We start from the raw sequence: 21319 nt of genomic DNA, 5'->3' as shown, positions 1-21319 counted from the left end.
GCCCGGTGCGCGCAGGGGTGGGGAGAGGAAGGGCAGCGCGGACGGCACGGAGCAGTCAGGGGGGCAGGTGGACGGGCTGTCCGTCGAGGAGCGTGAGTTGCAAGAGGGATCCTCACGACCGTCGTGGTCCGATCCCAGCGAGGGGTCTGCGGATAGGATCCGGCACGTCCCTCCCCACGGTCGGTTGGAGTTCTCATGAAGGCACGCGGTGTACGCAGACTCGCCCCGCTGGAGCCGGGAGACCCCCGGGAGATCGGCGGGCACCGGGTACGGGGGCGGGTGGGTTCGGGCGGCATGGGCACGGTCTATGCCGCCGATTCGCCCGGGGTGCACGGCTATCTCGCGGTCAAGGTGGTGCACCCGGCGCAGGCGCGCGACCACCGGTTCCGGGAGCGGTTCGCGCACGAGGCGCGGCTGCTCGCCAAGGTCAACAGCCCTTCGGTGGCCCGGTTCGTGCGTGCGGACGTGGGAGCCGAGCTGCCGTGGATGATCACCGAGTACGTGCCCGGGCCCACCCTGCGCCACCACGTGGAGAGGTTCGGCCGGTTGCGCGGGGGCATGCTGCTCGGCGTGGCCGTGGGGGTGGCCGAGGCGCTGCGCGCGATCCACGCGGCCGGAGTGGTGCACCGCGACCTCAAGCCCAGCAACGTGGTGCTCTCGGGGCAGGGGCCGAAACTGTTGGACTTCGGGATCGCGCACGCGGTGGAGGACCCCGACCCCACGAAGTGGATCCGGTTGCGGCGGATGCGGCGGGCCTACCGGGACCTCAAGCTGCCCTCCCCGGACTCCCTACCGGACGAGCGCCCCGCCCAGCAGCGCGACAAGCTCGGCACCCCGGGGTGGATCAGCCCCGAGCAGTACCAGCGCCAGCCCACCACGCAGAAGTCCGACGTGTTCCTGTGGGGTGCGACGGTCGCGTTCGCCTCGGCCGCGCACGACCCGTTCGGGATGGCCGCGCCCAAGGAGATGTCCCGACGGGTGCAGTTCGAGGAGCCCGACCTCCAGCACCTGCCGAAGGAGCTGGAGAAACTGGTGGCGGCGGCGATGAGCAAGGATCCCGACGACCGGCCCGACACCGCGGAGCTGCTCCGGGCCGTCCTGGCCCTGGAAGGCCCCGAGGGCGGGGTCCGCGCTCCGGCGGAACCGGTGACGGGCACCGGGCCCCGGGCCGTGCGCGCCCTGTTGGAGCGCCAGTGGACCAAGGTCGCGGTGCGGGTGCCCCTGCCTCCGCGGGGGCGCGGCTAGAGCAGACCGTAGTAGGCGCGGCTCTCCTTGGCCCACATGAAGCCCAGCATCGTGACGGCGAAGCCGAGCGGGACGATCATAAGGATCTCACCGCCGAGCAGACCCCACAGCAGGATGCCGCCGGCCACGCCCTGGAAGAGCATGGTGGCCCAGAAGACTCCCACCGTGCGGTTGCGCAGGCGAGAGGCGATGAAGAAGGACAGGGCGCCGTACAGCCCGGTCACCACGACCCCGAAGGCCATGAACGAGCGCATCATGTCGAGGTCGAAGGCCATGGCGACGCCCTGCTCGGCGGCCATCGCGGTCTGTTCGTCCAGCGCCGCCTGCATCTCCTCGGGAGAGGCGGACAGGCCCATGATGAAGAGCAGGGACATCAGGATCCCGCAGACACCGCCGATGTACATCAGGGTGCGCACAGTGGAGACCCGCTTGGGCATGGGGGCGTCAGGACGCAGCGCCTCGTAGTGCGGTGCGTTGAAGTCGGGCATCCCTCGCGGTGAGGGGACCCCGTTCTGTCCCGCGTTGGGGTCGTACGGGTCCTGGCCAGAGGGAAACACGAACGTCCTCCGAGGGAATCGAGCCGACTGTCCCCTCCATGGTAGGGGCGCGTGGTCGCGGCGGTGCGGGCCCGTGGGCGGATCCGGCCGGCGCGCAGACCAAAAATCATCACTCAGGGCGACCGAAATACGCACACCGTAACCTTCGGCGACACGCGGAAGTTGGAAAACTGCCTGCACACGGGAGATTCTGCAAATCGTAACCCCCAGGCCCGTGCTCCAACACCTGTCCCCATCTAGGGTGAACAAACTCTGGCCCCTCCCGCCTCAGAGCGGAAACCCCGCACGATCCCCCAAAGGAGTCACAGCAGACATGTCCAGACTCGTGCGCACATCTGGCGCATTGATCCTGACAAGCGCGCTGGTGGTGCCCTTCGCGCCGACGGCCAGCGCCTCCGCGCCCATGGACACCCCCGACGGCGACGCGGCCTTCACTCTCACCCTCCTGCACGGGAACGACCCCGAGTCCGCCCTCCTGCACGCCTCCGCCGATCCGGAATTCGGCGGAGCCGCGCGCTACACGACGCTGATCAACCAGTTGCGTGACGACGAGGCCGCGGGCACCGGCGCCGGTGACGACGAGTCCGACAACCGCGGTGTGGTCGCCGTCAACTCCGGTGACATGTACCTGCCCGGCCCGGAGCTCTCCGCCTCGCTGGAGGACGGCGCACCCTTCTACGACGCGATCGCCACCTCCTACGCGGGCTACGACGCGATCTCCATGGGCAACCACGAGTTCGACTTCGGCCCCGAGTTCTACGCCGAATTCATCAGTGCGGTGCCCGAAGACGTCCCGTTCGTCGCCGCCAACGTGGACGTGTCCGGTGAGCCCGAGCTGGCGGCGCTGGAGGCCGCGGGCCGGATCGCCCCGAGCACGGTCGTCGAGGTCGAGAACGATGTGCAGGTCGGTATCGTCGGCGCGCTCTACCCGGCGCTCGCCACCATCTCGAGCCCGCGCAACGTCGTGCTGGACGAGGTCGTCGGCCCGGTCCAGGCCGAGGTGGACCGGCTGGCCGCCGACGGGGTCGACAAGATCATCATGATCTCCCACCTGCAGAACATCACCTACGAGGAGCGGGTCGCCCGGGAACTGACCGGAGTCGACGCCGTGGTCTCCGGCGGTGGCCACGAGGTGATGGCCAACCCGGAGGACGCCCTGGTCCCCGGTGACGAGGTGACCGTCCACCCGGGTACCGGCGCACCGCTGTCCTACCCGCTGTGGGTGGACGATGCCGAGGGCGCTGAGGTGCCCATCGTGACCGCGGGCTCCGACTACAAGTACGTCGGCCGCCTGGTCCTCAACTTCGACGCGAACGGTGACCTGGCCTCGGTCGGCGACCGCTCCGGCCCGGTCCGGGTCTCCGGCACCGGTGACGACGCCGTCGAGCCGCACCCCGAGGTCGAGGCGCAGGTGACCAAGCCGGTCGCCGACTACGTGAAGGAGCTCGGCAACACCGAGATCGCGCAGAGCGAGGTGGCCCTGGACGGCGGCCGGGACCCGGGGGTGCGCACCCAGGAGACCAACCTGGGCAACCTGATGGCGGACTCCCTGCTCGACGCCGGTAAGCGCAACGCCGAGGAGTACGGTGTCGCCGAGCCGCAGATAGGCATCCAGAACGGCGGAGGCATCCGCAACGACTCCGTGATCCCGGCCGGTCCGCTGTCGGCGCTGGACACCTACTCGATCGCCCCGTTCGCCAACCAGGTGGCCGTGGTCCCGGGCATCCCGCGTAGCCAGGTCAAGGAGCTCCTGGAGCGCGGTGTGGCCGCCACGCCCGCCGCCGACGGCGGCTTCATGCAGGTCGCCGGGGTCAACTTCGCCTACGACCCCGAGCGGACCGCCCAGGTGGTCACCGAGGACGGCGAGGTGGCCACCCCCGGTGAGCGTGTGCGGCACGCGATCCTGCACGACGGCACTGTGCTCGTCGAGGATGGCGAGGTCGTGGACGGTGACGCGATCACGATCGCGACCAACGACTTCTCCGCCCGCGGTGGCGACATGTACCCGTTCCGGGACGCCGACTTCACCGTGGTGGGCACGACCTACCAGGGCGCTCTGGAGCACTTCGTCACCGAAGCCCTGACGGGTCAGATCACCGCCGCCGACTATCCCGAGGGCGGCTCCGGCCGCATCGTGATCGGTGAGGAAGCCACCACGCCCCCCGGTAACGGCGGCGGTGACGACGATGACGACAACGGCGGCGGCGGTACACCCGACCCGACCGACAAGCCCACCGACAAGCCCACCGGCGACCCGGATGACAAGAAGCCGGGCGGCTCCGACGGCAAGGGTGACGGCAAGGACGACAAGGCCGGTTCCCTGCCGGTGACCGGTGGTGCCCTGGCCGGTCTGATCATCGCCGCGGTGGTCGCCACGGGCGCCGGCGGCAGCGCGCTCTACCTGAGCCGCAAGCGCAAGTCGGCCACGGACGTCGGCGAGCTCGACAGCTAGGTCCGCAGGCCTGACCGAACACGGCGGGCCCGTCCGAGCACACCTCGGACGGGCCCGCTTCGCTGTGTCTCAGCAGCGCGGCAAACCCTCGATCGGCTGCCAGGGCTCGTGCCCGCGGAAGGCCGTAGCGCTGACGAAGACGTCCTGATTGCCGGTGTGGTCGTCGGTCAGCGCCCACCAGGTCGAGTAGCCTTCGCCGTCGGAGTGGGGCTCCCCCTCCACCTGGCAGAAGTAGTAGTGGCGTCCGGCCCACAGCCAGCCGCCAGTGGGGTACCGGCTCTCCTGCGACCAGTAGGTCCGCGCGTCGCGCCAGGTGGAGTAGTAGTGGCGGTGTGAGAGACCGGCGACCCCGGCACGCTGCCCCTCAACCCTCTCGGCCCTCTCGGCCACGGCGTACTCGGCCGCTCCGGCGGCCGGTGCCGCGAAGGCCACCGGAAGAAGCACCACCAGCGCGGCCAGGGTGCCCAACCGCACGCCCGCACGCCGCCGGTCCTTGGATCCGTGTCGTTTCCCAGCCGTGTCGTCGCGCCTGGCCATCAGCACTCCTCGTGTGCCCCGGACCGGGTTCGGGGTCCGAGATGTAGGGATAGGTCGGGTGGGGGCCGGGGTCCCGAGACCCGTCAACCACCACCAACACCCCCATTGTCACTCAGAGCAACAGAATGGGCACGCAATGACTCGGCATGTGACCAGGAGGCCCGTCAGCACCCGGTGAGGGCCTCGGTGTCCGCGGCCATGTCGTCGCGCTCGGACTGGTCCATGGAGCCGCCCTCGAACCAGATGAGTACGATGTGGCAGGCCTCCTGGACGTCCACCATCTCGTTGTCGTCCTCCGCCACCTGGGACCGCAGGCCCGCGACCACGATGGTGGCCGTGAACATGTTGTCGAAGGCGATGATCCGGGCGAGGTTGGTGTCCACGGCGCTGGTGCAGACGAAGACGTCATCGTCGCCGTCGCACAGGTCACCGGTGATGTCGATGCCCGCGTTGAGGTCGTAGTCACCTCTCAGCTCAGCCACCACTTCCTCCGCGGACAGCAGGTCCTCGGGCTCCTGCGTGGGGAGTTCGGTCGGCTCCTCGGTGGGATCGGGGCTGGGGAAGGGGTCCTCGGTCGGGCTCGGGAAACCCTCGGGCGAGGGAGACGGAGAAGGGGCCTCGGTGGGCGAGGGTTCCGGTTCGGGCTCCTGGTCGGCCGCGAACCGGCCAGCGACCACACCCCCGAGCGCAAGGCCGCCACCGAGGAACGAGGCACCGGCCAACACCGCGATGACGGCGAGCACCGCAACCATCCCGGTCCCGTACCTGCCACCGGGCACGGATCCCAGTGGAGGTTCCGGCGGAGGTCCCGGCGCGGGAAAGCCGAATTCGCCTCCGCCGTAGGGCGGGGGGTTGGGGTTCACGTGCGAGCTCCTCTGTCTCCGGGAAGGTTCGTCTGAGGGGTACTCTCACACCCTCACGTTCCAGCTTCCCAGTTTCACCAAGAACGTGCAAAGAAAAGGCCCATGGTGGCTATTTACACCATTTGACCGGTATGTGATTAGCGTATTTTCGGCCAACCTTGGGCCATCCGGCGCGCATAATAGGGAAATGCGCCACCCTGGACCTACGATCGGCTCCATGACCTGCGTTTTGCTGGCCGAAGACGATGTCTCGATCTCCGAGCCTCTCGCGCGCGCACTCCGACGCGAGGGTTACACGGTAGACGTGACCGTCAACGGCATTGAGACACTCGACCGCGCCCGTGCGGGAGACATCGACCTCATGGTCCTGGATCTCGGACTCCCCGAAATGGATGGCCTTGAGGTGGCACGTCGGCTCCGCGCCGAGGGTCACGGAACGCCGATCCTGATCCTGACCGCCCGAGCGGACGAGGTCGACACTGTCGTCGGCCTCGACGCCGGTGCCGACGACTACGTGACCAAACCCTTCAGACTCGCCGAGCTCCTGGCCCGCGTCCGTGCGCTCCTGCGCCGCGGCGGGGCCGAGGTCCCGGTGGTCCACGGGGTCCGGATCGACAACGACTCGCGCCGTGCCTGGCTAGGCGAGCGCGAACTCCAGCTGACCACCAAGGAGTTCGACCTGCTGCGCGTGCTCGTACGCGACGCGGGAAAGGTGGTCACCAGGGAACAGATCATGCGGGAGGTGTGGGACACCAACTGGTGGGGGTCGACCAAGACCCTGGACATGCACATCTCGTGGCTGCGCCGCAAGCTGGGGGACGACGCCAACCAGCCTTCCTACATCACGACCGTCCGGGGCGTTGGGTTCCGGTTCGAACGAGACTGACACGACCTTGGGTTCGACGCGCTTGCCGGTCGACCGCCCCGGGGGTCGGACGGACGTGAGGTGACATGCGCAGGCGGATGGTTTTCTCCACCCTGGTGGTGACCGTCATCGCCGTCATGCTGCTCGGGCTGCCCCTGGGTGCGCTCACCTACAAACTGGTGCACGACGAGGCCAGTCGGCAGCTTGAGGGCGAAGCCGAGCTGATCGGTGTCGAGAGCGACAACATGCTCGAGCGCCACGGTGAGATCGACCTGGCGGGGTTCGACCGGGAGCACCCGGACCGGTTCGTGCTCATCACGCCCGCGGACGGGCCGGCGGTGACCGCGGGCGACCCTGCCCTGAACCCGGAGTCCGCGGACTCCCCGCCGCTGATCAAAGCGTCCATCACCACCAGCGATCTCACCCGGGTTGAGGTGTGGAGCAGCAGCGAGGACGTGCAGGAGAGCGTGGTCCGGGCCTGGCTGGGGATCGCCTCGCTGTCCCTGCTCGCGATCGGGGTCGCCGTGGGTCTATCGATGTTCCAGGCCCGCAGACTCACCCTGCCGCTGGTGGACCTTGCGGCCACCGCCGAACGCCTCGGTTCCGGGGTGACCACACCGTGGGGCCATCGCTACGGCATCCCGGAGGCCGACCGCGTCGCCGAGGTGCTGGACCGCAGCGCCGAACGCATCGCCGGCCTCATCGCCACCGAACGCCACTTCGCCACCGACGCCTCACACCAGCTGCGCACCCCGCTGACCGCGCTCACCATGCGGTTGGAGGAGATCATCGCCGAAGCCAACAACCCCGAGGTGGTCCGTGAGGAGGGCGAGGCGGCCCTGGCCCAGACCGAACGGCTCGTCGAGACCGTCGAAAGCCTGCTCGGCCGCGCCCGCAAGAGCCAGAACCCGGAGGTGGAGCCGGTGGAGCTCGACCCGGTCCTCAACCACCTCCAGGAGGAGTGGTCCCCGGTCTTCCACCAGGAACAGCGCAGGCTCCTGGTGACCGGCGACCCAGGACTGACCGCCATGACCGTTCCCACCGACCTCGCCCAGATACTGGCCACCCTGGTGGAGAACGCCTACAAGCACGGCGCGGGGACCGTGACCATTCGCCGCCTCGACACGGGCCAGTCCGTGCGCATAGAGGTCAGCGACGAGGGCGAGGGCGTCCCCGAGCACCTGTCCGGGCGGATCTTCGAGCGCGAGGTCAGCGGGGGAGGCGGCACCGGCCTGGGGCTGGCCCTGGCCCGCCACATCGCCGAGTCCGAGGGCGCCCGCGTCGAGCTCGTGCAGACCAGGCCGACCACTTTCGCCCTGTTCCTACCCGCCGGAGCGGGCGGGCTGTCGAAAATGACCGGACCGGTCTAGGTTTACGCCGAGGCGTTCGCCGGGCCACCGGCCCGACCGCACGGCCCGTGCCGGGGCTTCCCCTCGCGGACCGCACAGGCCTGACACGCACTTGACCCGCGGCGGAGGCCGGAGTGCGTATCTTCGGGTTCAGAGCGTGTTACGCCGACACCAGCGAGAGCATCCGCGGAACACTCCCGGGGACACCCGCATCCAGGGGGACGTATGTCTGGATCTGAGCCCGTTGGCCCGTTGCCGGGTCCTAGCGACCTGATCGACGGCCTGCGCCGCGCGATGGCTGCCGTGGAGGCGCATGCCGGTGGTGTCTACCTCTGGGACCCGGAGTCCTCCGCGCTGCGCATGGCCGTCCTCGTCGGCATGCCGCCCGACCTCCTGCACGCCTGGTACACGGTCAGCCCCGACACGGCTCTGCCCGTAACCGACGCGATCCGCACGAACGGCCTGATCTGGGTTCCCGACAGTGCCGGCGTCGCCCGCAGCTACCCGAGGATCGCGCTGGTACTGCCCTACGACGTCTCGATCGGCTCCTACCCGATCGGTGACCGGGACGCGGTCCACGGCGCGCTGTTCGTCATCGGGCGTTCCAGGCAGACCCCGGAGGTCCCCGAGGAGGGGGTGCGCGAGTTGGACGGCGCCGCCCGGGAACTCGCGAGGGTGCTGGAACGCTCCCGCGAGCTGGGGGCCCCGATCGTTCCCCCGAAAACCCCGCTCATCCCGGACCCGCCGCACAGCTCCCGCACTCCCGTAGCCGGTTTCACCGAGATGGTGGAACGCCTACCCCAGGGGCTTTGCGCGCTCGATACCAACGGGCGCTTCACCGTGGTCTCGGAGACCGCCTCCGAGCTCATGGAGGCGCCGAGCGGGGCACTGGTGGGACGGACTCCGTGGGCCGCGCTGCCGTGGCTGAACGACCCCGCCTACGAGGACCGCTACCGGGCGACCGTGTTCAGCCGGGTGCCCTCGCACTTCGTGGCGCTGCACCCCCCGGACCGCTGGCTTTCCTTCCGTCTGTACCCCGACGACACGGGGGTCACCGTCGTCATCACCCCGACGGAGGTCGACTGGACGGACGCCGGGACGGAGAGCGGGGAGGACGCGCCCCGCTCCCCTACCAGGACGGGCTTCCTCTACCACGTGCTGCACTTGGCCTCGGCGCTCACGGAGGCCGTCGGTGTGACCGACGTGGTACGGATCGTCGCCGAAGAGATCATGCCGACCTTCGGCGCCTCGGCCCTGGCCCTGTTCGGGCACGACCAGCGGCGCCAGCGGCTGCTCCTGCTCGGACAGCAAGGGTTCGACCCGGACTTCCTGGAGCTCCTGAACGAGAGCACCTCCCGTACCCGCGCCCCCGTCGCGCGGACCACCGTCACGGGGGTGCCGGGCTTCTTCCGGTCCGCTGGCAACCTCCGCTCCGCCTACCCCGACCCGGGCGTCCATATCCAGGACGGCCTGGAAGGCTGGGCCTTCCTCCCGCTGGTCGCCTCGGGTCGGACGACCGGCACGTGTGTGCTCGCCTTCACCGACCAGCACACGTTCTCCGTGCAGGAGAGGGGCGTCCTCACCGCGCTGGGCGGCCTGATCGCCCAGGCACTGGAGCGGGCCCGCCTGTACGACTTCAAGCTCGGCCTGGCACACGGGCTCCAGGACGCGCTGCTCCCCCGGTGGACCCCACAAGTGCGCGGACTCTCCGTGGCGACCCGGTACCTGCCCGGGACCGACGGTATGGACATCGGCGGCGACTTCTACGACCTCATACCCCTGGGTGGGAACGCGGGCGCGGCCATCGGCGACGTCCAGGGACACAACGTCTCGGCCGCGGCGCTCATGGGGCAGCTCCGCACCGCCCTGCTGGCCTATGCCACGACTTCGGACGAGGGGCCCGGCGCTGTGCTGCGGCGGGTGAACCAGCTCCTGTGCCTGATGGAGTCGGAACTGTTCGCCTCCTGCCTCTACCTGTGCCTGGATCCCGCGACGGGCAGGGTAAGCATGGCCAATGCCGGTCACCCCTCCCCGATCCTGGCCGATGAGTCCGGGGGGCGTGTCCTGCCCGCTCCGGACGGCCTCCTGCTCGGCGTCGACGCGGAGGCCGACTACTCCGAGAGCGAGTTCACCCTCCACCCGGGGGCCACGCTGGCGCTGTACACCGACGGGCTGGTCGAAAGCCCCGGTGTGGACCTGGAGAGGGCCCAGCAAGACCTCGCCGACCGGCTCGCAGAGGCGTCCCGCAGACCGATCGACGAGGTCGTCGACGAGTTGACCCGGGCAGCGCTCTCAGAAACGCACCGCCGCGACGACATCGCGCTCATGGTGCTGCGCACCGAGACCTGGGAGGCGGCTCCCGCGCGTCCACGGACGCCGCCCCGGGACAGCCGCTAACCCCCAGCACCGGCGTGAGCGGTAGAACCCTGCCCGGCCGGAACCTCGCCTCGGACCACCAGGTCGCTCCACAGGCCGCGCACCCGCTCCAGGCCGTACACCGAGGTCACCTCGGCGCGGGCCCGATCGCTCTCCTCAGTAAACCGACCCTCCGAGACCGTGGCGTGGATCGCCTCGGCCATCACGACCGGGTCGTCGTGGATCCAGTGCGGGTCGTAGATGGTGTCCGACCCGGGCCACGGCAGCAGCGCGGGGACGCCGCCGGATGCCGCACACTCGGCAGGTGCCAGGTGGAAGGACTCGTCGTCGCTGGTGGAGAGGACGAACCCCACCCGGCGCAGCCAGGTGGCCACATCCGGGCCGAAGCCGTCGAAGATTACCCCGGAGGCCAGCTGTTCGTCACGCTGGATGCGCCGGTAGACCCGCTCGAAGTAGGCGCGCTCCTCGGGTCGGTTCCAGATCCACCAGTACTCCCACGGCTGTTTAGTCTTGACCGACAGCGTGTAGCGCGGGTCCATCCGGCGCAGTTCCGAGAGCACGTCCAGGCCGCGGTCCAGACGTTTGCGCGAAGGCGCGATGCCGATCATGCCCAGCGAGTACTCGGCCCCGGCGAGCTTGGGCCGGTCGAGTTGGCGGTCGTCCACCCAGTTGGGCAGGACCACGACCTTGTCGGCGGGCCAGCCGGTCAGTTCGCGGGTGAGGTCGGCGTAGTGCGGGCTCACGCACACCACCGCGTCGACCTTGCCGATGTCCAGTCGGCGCGGCCACTCGGCGTACAGCTCGAAGCGGTGCAGGCGGACGATCAGCCGCTGGTCGGGGCGCTTCCACTTGGCGTAGAACAGGGCGTTGGGCCCGCACCACTCGCAGATGACGACGTCGGCCCAGCCGGCGAGTTCCCGGGACCGGTACTGGTCGTGGGTGCTCAGCCCCTCCCACTCGTCGATGCGCACGTCGAGGCCGGGCAGGGAGTCCAGGTACTCGGCCAGGCGGGTGAAGAACTTGAGGTCGTGGCCGGCGATGACCACCTTGAGCGGTCGTTCGGGGTCGGCGCCCGCGGGGGCGGCCGGGATCGTCTCGGCCAGGTAGCCGCGCAGGCGTTCGGCGGCCCGCTCCAGGGTGTGCTCGGCCGCGGCTGCCCGGCAGCGCTCGGCGGCCTCTGCGTACACGGCGCGGTCGTGGTAGGCGCGGGCGATCACCGCGGCCACCGAGGCAGTGTCCTCACCGGCGAAGAGCGGGTAGTCCGCGCCGAGCAGCGCCTCATGCATCGGGGTGCGGTTGAGCACCACCGGCAGGCCAAGGGCGCCCAGTTCCAGGACCTTGGTGGACAGCTCCAGGCTGGCGTCCATGTCGGGGTCGCGCCAGGACAGTCCGAAGTCGCATTCGGCGGACTGGCGGAGCGCGTCGGCCCGGGCCATACCGCCGCGCCAGTCCACGTTCGGGGTGCTCTCCAGGGCCTTGCGCATGCGCTTGGCCCAGTCGGCGGGTTCGGCGTGGATCTTGTCGCCGATCATCACTAGTTCGGAGTCGACTCCAAGGCGGGAGAGCTCCTCGGGGAGCCCGGTCATCTCCAGGGTGTTCCAGCGGGGCGCGAACTTTCCGGTGTAAGCCAGCCGAGTGCGGGCGTGGGTCTGGCCGTCGGCGGCGACGCCCTCGGGCACCGCGGCGACCGGCGGGAAGAGCACCGAACGGCCGCAGGCGGCGGGCACCGTCGACTCCAGGAACGCGCGCAGCTCCTCGGTCTGGCAGAGCACGAACCGGGAGGCCAGAGCGATGTCGGTGAGTTCGGCGGTGGCCGTGGCGGTGAGTTCGCCGACGCTGTGCGGGAAGTCGGTGAGGTAGGTCCACAAGCGTCCGGCCAGGGCCTCCTCCTGGGCAGCCAGTCCGGCCAGGCGGCGGCCCCGCACGACCACGAGGTCGAAGGGTTTGCGGGCGTGCAGCCTGCCCATGAGCTCCACGGCCTGCTCGGGCGTGAGCCCTCGCGGACCGAGGTCGGACAGCATCTTCTCCTCGTAGGGACGGACCAGCCGAACCCCGGGGGTCTCGGTAAGGGGCGCCGTGAGCCGGTCGGTGCGCACCTGAGCCTTGAGCAGCAGGGTGACCTCGCATCCGGCCGCGGCCAGGGCCTGCGCCATCGACTGCGCCCAGATCGCCGAGCCGTCAATGATGTTCAGGTCCACGTCCCCGTACAAGAGTGCGCGCGGAGGAGGTGTGCTCACGTTCTTCCCTTCGGATGCTGATGGGTGGCCCACGGAGGACTTTCGGGAGGGCGACGGATGGCTGTTCACCCGACCGCACCCGTCGAGGCGTCGGCGTGGGTGGGGCCCTCGTTGTCGCCGTCGGCCCCGGTCCCGTGGTCGGGGCCCAGGGCCAGCAGGCGAGTGCCGCGCCGGTTCCACTCCGCCGGGGGCCAGCCGCGCCGCAGCAGCTCGGTGCGGGCGAGTTCAGGGGTGACCGAGGTGACGAAGACATACTGCCGTCCCCCCGTGTCGCGGTCGAAGAAGCCCCGCTCCCCCGCCCCGGCCACTGCCGCGCCGCCGGTCGCCGCGCTGTCCGCGCCTTCGGGGGTGTCCGGGGTGCCGACGGCGTCGGCATCCGAGCACTCGGCGGCGCAGGCGAGGTCGGCGAGCCGGTGGCGGCCGACCGGCCCAGTCCACAGGTGTGACCAGGGCGAAGTGGCGCGTTCGGCCAGGGCCGCCCAGTGCTGCGGCGGGAAGCCGCCCACCTGGGAACAGGTCTGGTCCCGGGTGAGTTCCTCCGGGGTGTCGGGCGCGGTGGAGCGGACCGTGCGCACGGTCAGCCCCTCGGCGCGCAGGCGCTGGACACCGGGCATCCGGGCGGCGGTGTCGGGCACGACCAGTTCGGCTGGGCGCAGCCGGGAACCCAGAAGGTCCTCGGCCAGGCGTTCGGCGTCGGCCTCGGAGGCCGGGTCGGCCAGGACCGCGACGCCGCGGCCGCTCAGCGGGAGTTCGGTGCCGGGGGTGCCCGCCGCGAAGTCGAGGCCGTGCAGGAGCGCGGCCAGGCGGACCGGGGCGGCCTCGTCGAGGAACACCTGCCGGAGCATGGCGCGCACCTCGCGGGGGGTGGGCTGTTCCGCGCGCAGCCGGGGCACGCTGACGGCGAGGTCCTCGCTGTCGGGCAGGGGCACGGCCGGGTGCGTGATGACCCGGGTGCCGCAGGCCCAGGCCCGGCGGCGCAGGCGCAGGTTGCCGTGGCCGGACTCGGGGATCACGGCGACGTTGGCGGCGCGCAGGGCGTCGGGCAGCCCCGGGGAGTCGGCGTCGACCACGCCCACGCCGAGGTCCTGGAGGACGTCGGGGACCGGTTGGTCGGGTGCGGTGCGCACGAAGACCGCCTCGGGCCCGGAGACGAGTTCGGCGGCAACGGGGTTGTACAGGTGCAGCGGCACCCCGGCGTCACCCTTGTGTACGCGGTCGAAGCCGAGCTGGCGCAGGGCGGGCGGGGCGGGCGCGTCGTCGAGCAGGACCGTGGGAATGCCGCGGGCGGCCGCGGACTCCAGGACCCAGTGCAGAGCGCGGGTGCGGTCGACGGCGGCGGGGTCGCCCGCGTGCGCCCAGGGTGACCCGGGCGCGGCCGCCGAGGAGGACACCAGGAGCAGGTCGACGTCGACGGCGTCCATGACGATCTGGGCGTCGTGCGGGCGCAGCGGCACCGAGCGCAGGTAGGGGTCGACGGCCTTCTCCACGGCCGGGCCGAGGACGGTGGCGACGACCAGCAGGTCCTCACGACCGCCGCTGAGCCCGGTGAGGAGGCGGGCCTCCTGGCGTTCGGCGTCGAAGGAGCGGACGGGTTCGACCCGGCGGCGTGCGGTGTGGTTGGTGCTGCCGCTGCGCCGCCAGAGCCGGTAGAGGTCGCGCGGGAGCTTGACCAGAGAGCGGCCGGGGCGCTTGGCCGCGGCGGTGAGCGCCCGGCCCACCTGGAGTGATGTGGAGCCCTCGAGCGAGGCCAGGCGGGCCTGGGCTTCCTGGAGCTGGGCCTCGCGCTCGGCAAGGGCTTGCCGAAGCTGTTCGGTCTGGCTCTGTTCACGCCGTTTCACGGTCTGCCACCTTGTGCTCGGTTCGAAAAACCTCGGGTCGGGGCACCGCTGTGCCCGTCGGTCGGTCCAGGTGCCCGGGGGCGCCCGTGCGGATGGGGTTCGGGACCTCGACCATTCCGGTCACCGGGACCACTGGGTGAGGACGGAGGCGATACGCTCCCCGGAACGGCCGTCCCACAGCGGCGGTACGTCGCCGATCCGCTCTCCGGTGTGGCCGTCCAGGACCTTGGTGAGGGTCGGCAGGAGGTCGGCCTCGGTAACCAGCTGGTTAGTGCCGTGGGTGATGGTGACCGGGCGTTCGGTGTTGGGGCGCAGGGTAAGGCAGGGGACCCCGAGGATGGTGGTCTCCTCCTGGACGCCGCCGGAGTCGGTGACCACGGCGGCGGCGCCGCGGGTGAGCGCGACGAAGTCGAGGTAACCGAGCGGTTCGAGCAGACGCACCCTCGGGTGGTCCCCCAGTCCGGCGGCGTCGAAGGCGGCCTTGCCGCGCGGGTGCACGGGCATGACGACGTCGGTGAGGTCGGCGATCTCGTGCAGGCGCTCGGTGAGGCGGGCGACGTTGGCGGGGTCGTCGACGTTCGCGGGCCGGTGCAGGGTGGCCGCCACGTAGCGTTCCGGCAGGTCGAGGCGGGCGCGCAGGGCGTCGGCGTCGAAGCGGTCGAGGTTGCCCAGGAGGGTGTCGATCATCGGGTTGCCGACGAGGTGGACGCGGTCCGGGGAGACGCCCTCCGCGGCCAGGTGACCGACGGCCTCGGGGCTGGTCGCGAACAGCACGTCGCTGAGCTGGTCGGTGACGCGCCGGTTGACCTCCTCCGGCATGGTGTTGTCGAAGGAGCGCAGGCCCGCCTCGACGTGCGCGACGGGGATGCCGAGCTTGGCGGCGACCAGAGCGGCGGCGATGGTGGAGTTCACGTCGCCGTAGACCACGACCATGCCGGGGGTGTTGGCGGTGAACTCCTTCTCCAGACCGACCATGAGGGCGGCAGTCTGAGCGGCGTGCGAGCCCGAGCCGACGCCGAGGTCGACGTCGGGGGTGGGCAGGCCGAGGTCGCGGAAGAAGACGGCGGACATGCGGTCGTCGTAGTGCTGACCGGTGTGCAGGACCGTCTGGTGCGCGCCCCGCCCGCGCAGGGCGGCCACGACCGGCGCGGCCTTCACGAAGTTGGGGCGGGCCCCGACCACGTGGACGATCCCGGTGTCCTGGCTGCCAAGAGGGGCACTCGTTGCCACGGCTGCTTCCTTCTGCTTCTGGTGGGGTGACTGCTGTGCTGGTGTAAGTCGGATGACGGCTGGGCGGGTCGGGGTCGGTCATGCGGCACGCGGGTCAGGTGACGGAGTTCCTTGCCCCAGCCGTTCCGTCCGTGTCGCCGTGGTGTCACCACCTGGCCACGTCCACGTGGTTGTGTGACTGACCGTGGATGACTCCCAGATTCCCGAACCCCGTGTTCCGCGTCCGCGTGTCCTGTGGCCGAGGGCGGTGACCTTCACCGCGTCCCTGGCCTGGCACCATCTGCGCTCCGATCCCGCTCGCCTGCCGCTGCTGGCGCCCCGGCTGCTGCCCGGCCCCGTACGGGGTGCGGCCCGCACCGTGGCGGCCCGCTCGGGTGCCCTGCCGCGCGCCTACGCCCTGTGGGACCAGGGGCGACGCGAGGAGGCACGCGGGGTGCTGCTGTCCGCGGCCGGTGGCGCCTCGCCCCGCAAGGTGGGGCGCCTGGTCGCGGCGGCTCTGGCTGCCGGGGACGCAGACACCGCGCGTGAACTGGTCGAACGCATCCCGCCGGGGCCGCATCGGACTACGGCGGAGCACCGGACGGCCCTGGCCACGGGGCGCGCCGTCCCCGCGTCCCCGTCCGTTTCGCCTGACCGTCACGGGTTCACGTTAACCCGCGATGCGCCAACGCGGCCTGACGACACGGTGAACGCTCAGCGACCGGCGCGGACGGCCGGTGAGGCGGCCGGTACGACCCCCGGGGCGGACGATGACAGGACTTGGCGGGTGGCCTCGGAGCGGGTGGCCTCGGATCCGGCCAGGCCCGGGGCGGGGGTGCGAGTCCTGCACCTGGTCACCAACGCGTTGCCGCACACCAACGCGGGCTACACCCAGCGCACGCACAAGATCGCGGTCGCGCAGCGTGAGGCCGGGATGGATGTACACGTGGCCACCCGGGCCGGGTATCCGCTGACCAAGGGGAAGCTGGACGCGCGCACGCTGGTGCGCGTGGACGGGATCCCCTATCACCGGCTACTGCCCTGGGCGGCGCCCAGGGACCACGTCGAGGAGCTGGAAGCCGGGCTGCGGCTGGCGTCGAAGCTGGTGGAGGCGCTGCGCCCGGACGTGCTGCACGCGGCGAGCAACCACCACAACGCGCGGCTGGCGCTGGAGCTGGGGCGCCGGTACGACATCCCGGTTGTTTACGAGGTGCGGGGTTTCCTGGAGGAGTCCTGGCTGTCCCGGGACCCCTCCCGGAGTGTGGACGACGCCTTCTACCGGGCCGAACGCGCGAGCGAGACCGAGTGCATGCTCGCCGCCGACCTCGTGGTGACACTCGGGGAAGCCATGCGCGCCGACATCGAGGCACGCGGGGTGCCCCGGGAGCGACTGCTGGTGGTGCCCAACGCCGTGGAGGCGTCGTTCCTGGAACCGCTGCCCCCGGGGGGCGGGGTTCGGGAGGGGCTGGGCATCGGCCGGGAGGAGTTCGTGGTCGGCACCACCACCAGCTGCTTCGGTTACGAGGGGCTGGAGGTGCTCCTGGACGCGGTGGCGTCCATGCGCGCGCAGGGCGAGTCCGCGCACGCGCTGATCGTCGGTGACGGGCCGGAACTGGCCACGCTGCGCGATCGCGCCGAGCGGCTCGGGCTGGCCGGTGCGGCGCACTTCCCGGGGCGGGTCCCCGCCGACCGGGTCCGGCACCACCACGCCGCCCTGGACGTGTTCGCCGTCCCACGGCTCGATGAACGGGTGTGTCGGTTGGTGACGCCGTTGAAACCGGTGGAGGCTATGGCCGGTGGGCTTCCTGTCGTCGCGAGTGACCTCCCGGCACTGCGAGAGATCGTGGAACCGGGGGTGTCTGGTGAGTTAATTCCGGCTGGCGAATCGGCCTGTCTAGCTGATGTGCTGACAAAACTCGCTTACAGTCATGAAAAGCGGACGTCCTACGGCCGAGCAGGTCAGGAGCGTGTCGGCGCCAAACGAACGTGGACCCAGGCCGTATACCGCTACAACCAGGCGTATCGGGTTCTTATTCGAAAAATGTCCGGACCAGGCCAGAATCCGTAACCGAGGTCAACGTCTGCCTAGACTCGGACGTCCAGTACTCCGAATGGCAGCCCCACGGCAAACCTCGAATATTTACGCCCGTTCACGAAATGAATGCGAGTGTGACCACGAAGTGGATGCCGCAGCCTCCAACCCAACCACTGTCCCCGAGCAGAGCTCTAGCTCGGCCAGCGACCTCGTCGTCCTCGGCCTCGGTTACGTCGGTCTACCTCTGGCGGCCGAGGCCGTCTCAGCAGGACTGAGGGTGACCGGTTTCGACGTCAGCACACGAGTGGTCGACGGTCTCAACAAAGCCGTGTCGCACATCGACGACCTGTCCTCCGATGACGTCAACTCGATGCTGGACCAGGGGTTCAGCGCAACCACGGATCCGGCGTGCCTGGCCACGGCGCACACCATCGTCATCTGCGTGCCCACCCCGCTCTCCCCCGAGGGCGGACCGGACCTGGGCGCGGTCACGTCGGCTTCCAAGGCCATCGCCGCCCACCTGTCCCCGGGGACCCTGGTGATCCTGGAGTCCACCACCTACCCGGGCACCACCGAGGAGGTCGTGCGGCCGCTGCTGGAGGAGTCCGGTCTGGTCGCCGGGGCCGACTTCCACCTGGCCTTCTCGCCCGAGCGCATCGACCCGGGCAATGCGACCTTCGGCGTGGCCAACACCCCGAAGGTGGTCGGCGGGCTCACCGAGGAGTGCGGGGAGGCGGCCGCCGCCTTCTACGAGCACTTCGTGAACACCGTGGTCCGCACCCGCGGCACCCGCGAGGCCGAGATGGCCAAGCTGCTGGAGAACACCTACCGGCACGTCAACATCGCCCTGGTGAACGAGATGGCCGTGTTCTGCCAGGAACTGGGCATCGACCTGTGGGACTCGATCGCGGCGGCGGCCACCAAGCCGTTCGGTTTCCAGGCGTTCTATCCCGGTCCGGGTGTGGGCGGTCACTGCATCCCCATCGACCCGAACTACCTCTCCTACAAGGTCAAGACCCTCGGCTACCCGTTCCGGTTCGTCGAGCTGGCCCAGGAGATCAACGGGCGGATGCCCGCCTATGTGACCCAGCGCGCCCAGGAGCTGCTCAACGACTCCGGGCTCGCCCTTTCGCGGTCCAAGGTCCTGTTGCTGGGCGTGACGTACAAGGCCGACATCGCCGACCAGCGTGAGTCGCCCGCCCGCCCGGTGGCCCGCAAGCTCGCTGCCAAGGGCGCCACGCTCACCTACCACGACCCGCACGTGGAGTCCTGGCAGGTGGACGGGGTGGACATCCCGCGCTCGACCGACCTGGAGCAGGCGATGGCCGACGCCGACCTGACCATCCTGCTCACCGACCACAGCGATTACCGGCCCAAGCTGCTCACCGAGTACGCGCGACTGCTCCTGGACACCCGGGGCGTCCTACGCCGGTCCGAGCCGGAGTCCGAGTCCGTGGCCGAGATTCCGACCCAGGTCCGCCGCCACGTCCAGCGCGAAGGCTTGCAGACCCTCTAGCCTCCGCTTCGGGGACTGCCAGGTCTGCGCGGCCCCGCACAGCCGCGCACAAGGCCGAACACAAGGCACGTCGACCCGGACGCCAGACGGCGTTCGGCGGCGTGCCTTCGCGCGTTCACCGTCGCCCAACCGAAGGTTCACCCGAATCACCCCCCGTGTCCACTCGGCTTTCCTCAGTGTGTTTCCGCAGGTGAATACCGTGTCGTGCAGCTGATACCGCGCCTTCAGAGCGGATCATCGAATACGGACCAGTAATACCAAACGGTGACACACGTAGGTGATCTCGATGCACGCGCTTGTGGCCACGATTGTGCACCACCCCGAGGACGCCCGGATCCTGCACCGCCAGATCCGAGCGCTCGTGGACGCCGGACACACTGTGACCTATGTGGCTCCGTTCCGGGAGTGCGGGGTGATCCCCTGGGACCAGGTGCGCGCCGTGGACGTGCCCCGTGCCTCCGGCCGCGACCGGATGTCCGCCATCCAGGCGGCCCGGGCCGTACTGGCCAAGCTGGCCCCGCAGGCCGACCTCCTGCTCTTCCACGACCCGGAGCTGCTGCTGGCCCTGCCCGCCAAGCGCCCGGTGACGGTGTGGGACGTCCACGAGGACACGCCCGCCGCACTGCTCACCAAGCCGTGGGTCCCACAGCCGCTGCGCCGCCCGATCGGCAGTGTGGTGCGCGGCTTCGAACGCCGCGCCGAACGCCGGATGCGCCTGATCCTCGCCGAAGAGGGGTACCGGCCGCGTTTCAGGGGCGACCACCCGGTGGTGCCCAACACCACCGACGTCCCCGAGGTACCACTCCGCCCGCCGGGCGACGACCGGGTCGTCTACCTGGGCCAGCTGTCCAGGGCCCGGGGCGCCCACGACCTGATCGAGATGGGCCGCCAGCTGCGCGACCACGGGGTTCGCCTGGAGGTGATCGGCGGCGCCGACCACGAAACCCGTCCGCTGCTGCGCGAAGCCCACCAGGAGAACGCGCTGCACTGGTACGGCTTCGTGCCCAACGACCGGGCCCTGCGTATGGCCGCGGGCGCGCTGGCCGGGATCAGCCTGCTGCACGACACCGACAACTACCGGCACTCCCTTCCCACCAAGGTCGTGGAGTACATGGCCCACGGGCTGCCGGTCGTCACCACACCGAACCCGATGGCCGCGGCTCTGGTCGCCAAGCGCCCGGAGGGCCCGGCCGGGACAGTGGTGCCCTTCCAGGACCCCGCGGCGGCCGCCTTGGCGGTACTGGAACTGCGCCGCGACGAGGCGCTGCGCCACGAGTACGCCCGCACCGGACACCACATCGCGCAGACCTCGTTCCACTGGCCGGTGCAGGCGCGGCTGTTCGTGAAGAAGCTGGAGGAGTGGGTGGCCGAGGCCAACAGCCCCGCACCCAGGATCCCCCGCCCGCGCGCTCCCCGCCAGGGAGGACGCAGACGCAGCGCGTTCAGCGAGTAACTCGGGGCCGTGAAGCAGCTCACATATTGTTTGTGTGGAAATATCTTCCCAGTCAACTAGGTTGGGACCGGTAGTCGTCCTCCGACGGCTCCCACCACCCGCACGAGCACCGCCGAGGTTTCGCCATGACTGACACCCTGGTCCTGCACAAGGACGCCCAGGACCTGCTGTTCCGTAGCGCCCGCACCGCCAACACCTTCACCGACGAACCGGTGACCGACGAGCAGCTGCGCGCCATCTATGACCTGGTCAAGTACGGCCCCACGGCGATGAACAACCAGCCGCTGCGCGTCACCGCCGTCCGCTCCCCCGAGGCCCGCGAGCGCCTCGTCAAGCACATGGCGGGCAACAACGCCCCCAAGACCTCGACGGCCCCGCTGGCCCTGGTCCTGTCCGCGGACAGCTCCTTCCACGAGCACTTCCCGAAGACCTTCCCGGTCATGCCGGACGCGCGCGACAACTTCGCCGGCATGCCGGTCGAGGCCCGCGAGTCCATGGCGCTGCAGAACGCCTTCCTCCAGGTCGCCTACCTGATCATGGGCGTGCGCGCCGCCGGTCTGGCCGCCGGCCCGATGACCGGCTTCGACGCCGAGGGCGTCCGCAAGGAACTCTTCGGCGAGGACTCGACCCAGACACCGGTCGTCGTCATGAACATCGGCAAGCCGGGCCCCGACGCCTGGTTCGACCGTCTGCCGCGGCTGGACTACGAAGAGGCCGTCACCGAGATCTGATCCCGGAACAGCCGTGGAGGGGGCGGGCGCCGCGCGGCGCCCGCCCTTCCTTGTTC

The 21319-nt window shown here is 70.4% G+C and carries 15 protein-coding genes; 9 read left to right on the top strand and 6 right to left on the bottom strand.

Going from position 1 to position 21319, the window contains the following annotated elements:
• The first annotated feature begins 195 nt into the window (after positions 1-195).
• Positions 196-1245: a serine/threonine-protein kinase gene (locus D457_RS0122240; protein WP_017582883.1), complete on the top strand. Its 1050-nt coding sequence runs from the start codon at positions 196-198 to the stop codon at positions 1243-1245.
• On the opposite strand, the gene D457_RS0122235 is transcribed toward D457_RS0122240, so the two are convergent.
• Complete coding sequence (locus D457_RS0122235) at positions 1242-1733, bottom strand: hypothetical protein (protein WP_017582882.1); 492 nt, start codon at positions 1731-1733, stop codon at positions 1242-1244. The two genes, D457_RS0122240 and D457_RS0122235, sit on opposite strands and share 4 nt — an antisense overlap.
• Positions 1734-2115: 382 nt before the next feature.
• On the opposite strand from D457_RS0122235, the gene D457_RS0122230 reads away from it, so the two are divergent.
• The gene (locus D457_RS0122230) at positions 2116-4254 is read left to right on the top strand and encodes a bifunctional metallophosphatase/5'-nucleotidase (RefSeq protein ID WP_026116904.1); all 2139 of its coding nucleotides are present in this window, start codon (positions 2116-2118) and stop codon (positions 4252-4254) included.
• 69 nt (positions 4255-4323) lie between these two features.
• Here D457_RS0122230 and D457_RS0122225 read toward each other — a convergent pair whose 3' ends face one another.
• Positions 4324-4791 (bottom strand): hypothetical protein, encoded by a 468-nt coding sequence (locus D457_RS0122225; protein ID WP_017582880.1) that lies wholly within the window; start codon positions 4789-4791, stop codon positions 4324-4326.
• Positions 4792-4955: 164 nt separating this feature from the next.
• Positions 4956-5570 carry a hypothetical protein gene (locus tag D457_RS0122220; protein WP_152514322.1) on the bottom strand — a complete coding sequence of 205 codons (615 nt, stop codon included), beginning with the start codon at positions 5568-5570 and terminating at the stop codon, positions 4956-4958.
• A gap of 301 nt (positions 5571-5871) precedes the next feature.
• Between D457_RS0122220 and D457_RS0122215 the strand changes: the two genes are divergently transcribed.
• From D457_RS0122215 to D457_RS0122205, 3 genes are all read left to right on the top strand, one after another.
• Complete coding sequence (locus D457_RS0122215) at positions 5872-6540, top strand: response regulator transcription factor (protein WP_017570862.1); 669 nt, start codon at positions 5872-5874, stop codon at positions 6538-6540.
• A gap of 65 nt (positions 6541-6605) precedes the next feature.
• A complete protein-coding gene (locus tag D457_RS0122210; RefSeq protein WP_017582879.1) occupies positions 6606-7889 on the top strand; it encodes a sensor histidine kinase in 1284 nt (427 codons plus the stop codon).
• A 231-nt stretch (positions 7890-8120) separates the two neighbouring features.
• Positions 8121-10265 (top strand): SpoIIE family protein phosphatase, encoded by a 2145-nt coding sequence (locus tag D457_RS0122205; protein ID WP_017582878.1) that lies wholly within the window; start codon positions 8121-8123, stop codon positions 10263-10265.
• On the opposite strand, the gene D457_RS0122200 is transcribed toward D457_RS0122205, so the two are convergent.
• From D457_RS0122200 to wecB, 3 genes are all read right to left on the bottom strand, one after another.
• Complete coding sequence (locus D457_RS0122200; RefSeq protein ID WP_017582877.1) at positions 10262-12454, bottom strand: glycosyltransferase; 2193 nt, start codon at positions 12452-12454, stop codon at positions 10262-10264. The two genes, D457_RS0122205 and D457_RS0122200, sit on opposite strands and share 4 nt — an antisense overlap.
• 92 nt (positions 12455-12546) lie before the next feature.
• Positions 12547-14319 (bottom strand): hypothetical protein, encoded by a 1773-nt coding sequence (locus D457_RS0122195; RefSeq protein WP_017582876.1) that lies wholly within the window; start codon positions 14317-14319, stop codon positions 12547-12549.
• Between the two features lie 120 nt (positions 14320-14439).
• Complete coding sequence (wecB, locus tag D457_RS0122190; protein WP_017582875.1) at positions 14440-15549, bottom strand: non-hydrolyzing UDP-N-acetylglucosamine 2-epimerase; 1110 nt, start codon at positions 15547-15549, stop codon at positions 14440-14442.
• A gap of 265 nt (positions 15550-15814) precedes the next feature.
• On the opposite strand from wecB, the gene D457_RS0122185 reads away from it, so the two are divergent.
• The 4 genes from D457_RS0122185 to D457_RS0122170 all read left to right on the top strand — a co-directional run bounded on the left by D457_RS0122185 (position 15815) and on the right by D457_RS0122170 (position 21263).
• Entirely contained in the window at positions 15815-17596 is a 1782-nt protein-coding gene (locus D457_RS0122185) for a glycosyltransferase family 4 protein (RefSeq protein WP_193374534.1), read from the top strand.
• Between the two features lie 112 nt (positions 17597-17708).
• Entirely contained in the window at positions 17709-19079 is a 1371-nt protein-coding gene (locus tag D457_RS0122180; protein WP_026116902.1) for a nucleotide sugar dehydrogenase, read from the top strand.
• A 286-nt stretch (positions 19080-19365) separates the two neighbouring features.
• Positions 19366-20532, top strand: a complete 1167-nt coding sequence (locus D457_RS0122175; RefSeq protein ID WP_026116901.1) for a glycosyltransferase — start codon at positions 19366-19368, stop codon at positions 20530-20532.
• Positions 20533-20657: 125 nt separating this feature from the next.
• Entirely contained in the window at positions 20658-21263 is a 606-nt protein-coding gene (locus D457_RS0122170) for a malonic semialdehyde reductase (protein ID WP_017582871.1), read from the top strand.
• Positions 21264-21319 lie beyond the last annotated feature (56 nt).

Origin of the sequence: Nocardiopsis valliformis DSM 45023 (assembly GCF_000340985.1) — a bacterium.
Taxonomy (GTDB): domain Bacteria; phylum Actinomycetota; class Actinomycetes; order Streptosporangiales; family Streptosporangiaceae; genus Nocardiopsis; species Nocardiopsis exhalans.
This window is presented reverse-complemented; position numbering and strand designations above follow the sequence as displayed.